General features: G+C 68.5%; 7 protein-coding genes and 1 tRNA gene. 6 read left to right on the top strand and 2 right to left on the bottom strand.

Going from position 1 to position 6374, the window contains the following annotated elements:
* Window positions 1–35: 35 nt before the first annotated feature.
* A complete protein-coding gene (locus tag E2E34_RS10620) occupies window positions 36–1055 on the bottom strand; it encodes an adenosine deaminase (RefSeq protein ID WP_138901637.1) in 1020 nt (339 codons plus the stop codon).
* Between the two features lie 123 nt (window positions 1056–1178).
* Window positions 1179–2405 carry a pyridoxal phosphate-dependent aminotransferase gene (locus E2E34_RS10615; RefSeq protein ID WP_138901636.1) on the bottom strand — a complete coding sequence of 409 codons (1227 nt, stop codon included), beginning with the start codon at window positions 2403–2405 and terminating at the stop codon, window positions 1179–1181.
* 216 nt (window positions 2406–2621) lie between these two features.
* On the opposite strand from E2E34_RS10615, the gene E2E34_RS10610 reads away from it, so the two are divergent.
* The 6 genes from E2E34_RS10610 (at window position 2622) to rplJ (ending at window position 6323) form a co-directional block, all read left to right on the top strand.
* Window positions 2622–2694 (top strand) — tRNA-Trp (locus E2E34_RS10610).
* 106 nt (window positions 2695–2800) lie between these two features.
* Window positions 2801–3088 (top strand): preprotein translocase subunit SecE, encoded by a 288-nt coding sequence (secE, locus tag E2E34_RS10605; RefSeq protein WP_138894748.1) that lies wholly within the window; start codon window positions 2801–2803, stop codon window positions 3086–3088.
* A 73-nt stretch (window positions 3089–3161) separates the two neighbouring features.
* A complete protein-coding gene (nusG, locus tag E2E34_RS10600) occupies window positions 3162–4055 on the top strand; it encodes a transcription termination/antitermination protein NusG (protein ID WP_138901635.1) in 894 nt (297 codons plus the stop codon).
* Window positions 4056–4216: 161 nt separating this feature from the next.
* Window positions 4217–4651, top strand: coding sequence for a 50S ribosomal protein L11 (rplK, locus tag E2E34_RS10595; RefSeq protein WP_028812391.1), 435 nt, complete (start codon window positions 4217–4219; stop codon window positions 4649–4651).
* A 79-nt stretch (window positions 4652–4730) separates the two neighbouring features.
* Window positions 4731–5453 (top strand): 50S ribosomal protein L1, encoded by a 723-nt coding sequence (gene rplA / locus E2E34_RS10590; RefSeq protein WP_138901634.1) that lies wholly within the window; start codon window positions 4731–4733, stop codon window positions 5451–5453.
* A 339-nt stretch (window positions 5454–5792) separates the two neighbouring features.
* Window positions 5793–6323 (top strand): 50S ribosomal protein L10, encoded by a 531-nt coding sequence (gene rplJ / locus E2E34_RS10585; protein WP_138894746.1) that lies wholly within the window; start codon window positions 5793–5795, stop codon window positions 6321–6323.
* The last annotated feature ends 51 nt before the right edge of the window (window positions 6324–6374 follow it).

Here is a 6374-nt window from a genome sequence, read left to right as displayed (position 1 = left end):
GAGACAGGCTCCCAAGCCCACCCGGCGACCGCGCTTCAGCCCTCCAGCCAGTGGCCGATCCCCGTCAGCAGCTTCGCCTGCACGTCGTCCGGCGCCGCCGACCCCCGCACCGACTGCCGCGCCAGCTCGGCCAGCTCCGCGTCCGTGAACCCGTGGTGCCGCCGCGCCAGCTCGTACTGCGCCGCCAGCCGCGACCCGAACAGCAGCGGGTCGTCCGCCCCCAGTGCCATCGGCACGCCGGCGTCGTACAGCGTCCGCAGCGGCACGTCCTCCGGCTTCTCGTACACACCGAGCGCCACGTTCGAGGCCGGGCACACCTCGCAGGTGACGCCCCTTTCGGCCAGTTTCCGCAGCAGCCGGGGATCCTCGGCCGCCCGTACGCCGTGCCCGATCCGCGACGCGCGCAGGTCGTCCAGGCAGTCCCGTACGGACGCGGGCCCGGTCAGCTCCCCGCCGTGCGGCGCCGCCAGCAGCCCGCCCTCGCGCGCGATCGCGAACGCGCGGTCGAAGTCCCTGGCCATGCCCCGGCGCTCGTCGTTGGAGAGCCCGAAGCCGACGATCCCGCGGTCCGCGTACCGCACGGCGAGCCGCGCCAGCGTCCGGGCGTCCAGCGGGTGCTTCATCCGGTTCGCCGCGACCACCACCCGCATGCCGAGACCGGTCTCCCGCGACGCGCTGTCCACCGCGTCGAGGATGATCTCCAGGGCCGGGATCAGGCCACCCAGCATCGGCGCGTACGACGTCGGATCGACCTGGATCTCCAGCCACCCCGAACCGTCCCGCACGTCCTCCTCGGCCGCCTCGCGCACGAGCCGCTGGATGTCCTCGGGCTCGCGCAGGCACGACCGGGCGGCGTCGTACAGCCGCTGGAAGCGGAACCAGCCGCGCTCGTCCGTCGCCCGCAGCTTCGGCGGCTCCCCGCTGGTCAGCGCCTCCGGCAGGTGCACGCCGTACTTGTCGGCCAGCTCCAGCAGCGTGGTGGGCCGCATCGACCCGGTGAAATGCAGATGCAGATGGGCCTTCGGCAGCAGTCGGACATCGCGCACACTCAACATCCCAAGATCCTGCCGTACGCACGAGCCGCCCGGAAGCGTCTTTGCCCGAACGAGTAACGCCCGAACGCAGAAACGGGCCCCCGGCAGCAGCCGGGGGCCCGTCTCCGCGTACGCGGCGGGAGGTCAGTCGCGAGCCTCGGCCAGCAGCTTCTGGATGCGCGACACGCCCTCGGCGAGGTCCTCGTCACCGAGCGCGTACGAGAGCCGCAGGTAGCCCGGCGTGCCGAAGGCCTCGCCGGGAACGACCGCCACCTCGACCTCGTCCAGGATCAGCGCGGCCAGCTCGACCGAGCTCTGCGGGCGCTTGCCGCGGATCTCCTTGCCGAGCAGCCCCTTGACCGAGGGGTACGCGTAGAACGCGCCCTCGGGCTCCGGGCAGACGACGCCGTCGATCTCGTTGAGCATCCGCACCATCGTCTGCCGGCGGCGGTCGAAGGCGGACCGCATCTCGGCGACCGCGTCGAGGTTGCCGGACACCGCGGCGAGCGCCGCGACCTGGGCGACGTTGGACACGTTGGACGTGGCGTGCGACTGGAGGTTGGTCGCGGCCTTGATGACGTCCTTCGGGCCGATGATCCACCCGACCCGCCAGCCGGTCATCGCGTACGTCTTCGCCACGCCGTTGACGACGACGCACTTGTCCCGCAGCTCCGGCAGGACCGCCGGGAGGGAGACGGCGGACGCGTCGCCGTAGACCAGGTGCTCGTAGATCTCGTCGGTCAGCACCCACAGCCCGTGCTCGGCGGCCCAGCGGCCGATCGCCTCGGTCTCCGCCTCGGTGTAGACCGCGCCGGTCGGGTTGGACGGGGAGACGAAGAGGACGACCTTGGTCTTCTCCGTACGGGCCGCCTCCAGCTGCTCGACGGAGACCCGGTAGCCGGTGGTCTCGTCGGCCACGACGTCGACCGGCACACCGCCGGCGAGACGGATCGACTCGGGGTACGTCGTCCAGTACGGGGCCGGGACGATGACCTCGTCGCCCGGGTCCAGGATCGTGGCGAAAGCCTCGTAGATCGCCTGCTTGCCGCCGTTGGTGACGAGCACCTGCGAGGCGTCCACCTCGTAACCGGAGTCACGCAGGGTCTTCGCGGCGATCGCGGCCTTCAGCTCGGGGAGCCCCCCGGCCGGGGTGTAGCGGTGGTACTTCGGATCGCGGCAGGCCTCGCTCGCTGCCTCGACGATGTAGCCGGGCGTGGGGAAGTCGGGTTCGCCCGCGCCGAAGCCGATGACCGGGCGGCCGGCGGCCTTCAACGCCTTCGCCTTGGCGTCGACGGCGAGGGTGGCGGACTCGGAGATAGCGCCGATTCGGGCTGAGACCCGGCGCTCGGTGGGAGGAGTTGCAGCGCTCATGCGGCCCATCGTCCCAGACGGCAATCCCGCTCGGCACACAGATCCCGCAGGGCGGACACCGGGCGGACACGTGGCCGACAGGCGGCGCTCGGGCGGTATCTGTTCGACGCCGGGCCCCTGACCACGTACACTCACTCGTCGTTGGCCCCTCAGCAGCCACAACGCCGTGCGCACTCCGTGCACTCGGCCGGATGCGGTAGGTTGGGGGAACCACAAAGGGTCGTAGCTCAATTGGTAGAGCACTGGTCTCCAAAACCAGCGGTTGGGGGTTCAAGTCCCTCCGGCCCTGCTACACACGTCTTCGCCAGGATGTGTGCGCATGTACGTACTTCTATGCACTGCCGTGCGGCTCCACCGGGCGCGGCACGGCCACGACCCGGAATCAGGTGAGTAGCGTGACGGACGCCGTGGGCTCCATCGACATGCCTGATGCCCAGGACGAGACGTCGGAGTCCAGCAAGAAGTCCCGCAAGGGCGGCAAGCGCGGCAAGAAGGGCCCCCTGGGCCGTCTCGCGCTCTTCTACCGCCAGATCGTCGCCGAGCTGCGCAAGGTCGTCTGGCCCACCCGCAGCCAGCTGACGACCTACACCACCGTGGTGATTGTCTTCGTCGTCATCATGATCGGCATCGTGACCGTGATCGACATGGGCTTCGCCCGAGCCGTCAAGTACGTTTTCGGCTGATCCCGCGTAGGGCGCCCCACCCGGCGCCCCTTTCGCCGTTCCACCCATATGTATCCAGGAAGAAGCAGCCACCGTGTCTGACCCGAACCTGAACGACGCCGTTGAGCCGAGCGAAAGCGCGGAGTCCGCTGAGGACCAGCTCGACATCGTCGAGGCGGCCGACGAGGACCAGGCGGAAGCTGCTGACGTCGCTGCGGGCGAGCCGGCGGAGGAGTCCGCCGTGCACGTCGAGTCGGACGACTCCGCCGAGGCCGAGGCCGAGGCCGACAACGCCGAAGCCGACGAGCCCGCCGAGGCAGAGGCTGAGGCCGGGGAAGCGGAAGAGGTCGAAGAGGCCCCCGCCGAGCCGGTCGACCCGATCGCCGCTCTGCGCGAGGAACTGCGCACCCTGCCGGGCGAGTGGTACGTCATCCACACGTACGCCGGGTACGAGAAGCGCGTGAAGGCGAACCTGGAGCAGCGCGCGGTCTCGCTGAACGTCGAGGAGTTCATCTACCAGGCCGAAGTGCCCGAGGAAGAGATCGTCCAGATCAAGAACGGCGAGCGCAAGAACGTCCGCCAGAACAAGCTTCCCGGTTACGTCCTGGTCCGCATGGACCTCACCAACGAGTCCTGGGGCGTCGTCCGCAACACCCCCGGCGTCACCGGCTTCGTCGGCAACGCCTACGACCCGTACCCGCTGACCCTGGACGAGATCGTCAAGATGCTCGCCCCGGAGGCCGAGGAGAAGGCCGCCCGCGAGGCCGCCGAGGCCGAGGGCAAGCCGGCGCCCAGCCGCAAGATGGAGGTCCAGGTTCTGGACTTCGAGGTGGGCGACTCGGTCACCGTCACCGACGGCCCCTTCGCGACCCTCCAGGCGACGATCAACGAGATCAACCCCGACTCCAAGAAGGTCAAGGGCCTCGTCGAGATCTTCGGCCGCGAGACCCCGGTCGAGCTCAGCTTCGACCAGATCCAGAAGAACTGATCTTCTCTGGACCCCCGCTTCCGACCAGGTCAGGCAGGCTCTCGCAGCCGGTCTGACCTGCTCGGTTTTTAGCCGCACAGCTATACCCGTTATCGTTGTGCGGTATGCCTCCGTCCGGTGATCGGATGGCAGGAAACTCTCACTAGGACCCGGAGAGAGCAATGCCTCCCAAGAAGAAGAAGGTCACGGGGCTCATCAAGCTCCAGATCAACGCCGGCGCGGCCAACCCGGCTCCGCCGGTCGGCCCCGCGCTCGGCCAGCACGGCGTCAACATCATGGAGTTCTGCAAGGCCTACAACGCCGCGACCGAGTCGCAGCGTGGCATGGTCGTGCCGGTGGAGATCACGGTCTACGAGGACCGCTCCTTCACCTTCGTGACGAAGACCCCGCCGGCCGCGAAGCTGATCCTCAAGGCCGCTGGTGTGGACAAGGGATCGGGCGAGCCCCACAAGACCAAGGTCGCGAAGCTCACCGCCGCTCAGGTGCGTGAGATCTCGACGGTCAAGCTCCCCGACCTGAACGCCAACGACCTCGAGGCCGCGGACAAGATCATCGCCGGTACCGCCCGTTCCATGGGCATCACCGTCGAGGGCTGAAAGTCCCCGTAGCACCTCAGTGGTAGGGCCAAGCGCTGGTCCGCACCACGACTCCACCTCCCTTATCTCAGGAGCAGAAGTGAAGCGCAGCAAGAACTTCCGCAGCGCGGACGCGAAGATCGACCGGGAGCGCCTGTACGCCCCGCTCGAGGCCGTCCGTATCGCCAAGGACACCTCCACCACGAAGTTCGACGGCACCGTCGAGGTCGCCATGCGTCTGGGCGTCGACCCGCGCAAGGCCGACCAGATGGTCCGCGGCACCGTGAACCTGCCGCACGGCACCGGCAAGACCGCCCGGGTCCTGGTCTTCGCGACCGGTGACCGTGCTGCGGCCGCGGAGGCCGCCGGCGCCGACATCGTCGGCTCCGACGAGCTCATCGACGAGGTCGCGAAGGGCCGTCTGGACTTCGACGCCGTCGTCGCCACCCCGGACCTCATGGGCAAGGTCGGCCGCCTCGGCCGCGTGCTCGGTCCACGTGGTCTGATGCCGAACCCGAAGACCGGAACGGTCACCCCGGACGTGGCGAAGGCTGTCACGGACATCAAGGGCGGCAAGATCGAGTTCCGCGTCGACAAGCACTCGAACCTGCACTTCATCATCGGCAAGGTCTCCTTCGACGACACGAAGCTGGTCGAGAACTACGCCGCGGCGCTGGAGGAGATCCTCCGTCTCAAGCCGTCCGCCGCGAAGGGCCGCTACATCAAGAAGGCCGCCCTGACCACGACGATGGGCCCCAGCATCCCGCTGGACCAGAACCGCACCCGTAACCTCCTCGTCGAGGAGGACCCGGCAGCTGTCTGACCGGGACGGGCCTGACGGCTCTCTGCGTGGCTCTGTCGGGCCCCGCGCCTCCTTCGGGAGGCGCGGGGCCCGATTTGCTTGTGGGTGAACCCTTCGCGTAGTCTTCCCCAGAAGCCAAAGACCGCTGGTCGTTGCTGTGTCTTCGTAAGAAGGTGCGGTGGCCGAAGGATCCGCTAGGTGCGGACGACCCGCGTAGGTGTCGTGGAAAGCAAGCTCCCGGACACGCTCCTTCAGAGCGCAGTCGGTCGAGCCCAGCCCCGTGCGCCTGCGCCGGGGCCGTTTCGTTTTTCCCAGCCCCTTCTGAGCGGTCCTCATCACCCGGAAGGAGGCCGACGCTCTATGGCAAGGCCCGACAAGGCTGCCGCGGTAGCCGAGCTCGCGGACCAGTTCCGCAGCTCGAACGCCGCCGTGCTGACCGAGTACCGGGGTCTCACCGTGTCGCAGCTCAAGACGCTGCGTCGTTCGCTCGGTGAGAACGCCCAGTACGCCGTGGTGAAGAACACGCTGACCAAGATCGCGGCCAACGAGGCCGGGATCAACACGCTGGACGACCTGTTCGCAGGCCCGACGGCGGTTGCCTTCATCACCGGTGACCCGGTGGAGTCGGCGAAGGGTCTTCGTGACTTCGCCAAGGAGAACCCGAACCTGATCATCAAGGGCGGTGTCCTTGATGGCAAGGCGCTGTCCGCCGATGAGATCAAGAAGCTTGCGGACCTCGAGTCCCGCGAGGTTCTGCTCGCCAAGCTGGCGGGCGCCATGAAGGGCAAGCAGTCGCAGACCGCTTCGCTGTTCAAGGCGCTTCCCTCGAAGTTCGTCCGCACCGCGGAGGCGCTTCGTGCCAAGCAGGCCGAGCAGGGCGGTGCCGAGTAATTCGGCTCGCTTCCTGACCGTCGCCGTCTAGGCGCCGGTCGCAGCGGGCCG

It is taken from the genome of Streptomyces albidochromogenes (assembly GCF_005981925.1).
Taxonomy (GTDB): domain Bacteria; phylum Actinomycetota; class Actinomycetes; order Streptomycetales; family Streptomycetaceae; genus Streptomyces; species Streptomyces albidochromogenes.
The sequence above is the reverse complement of the archived record's forward strand: the minus strand, read 5'-3'. Positions and strand labels throughout refer to the sequence as shown.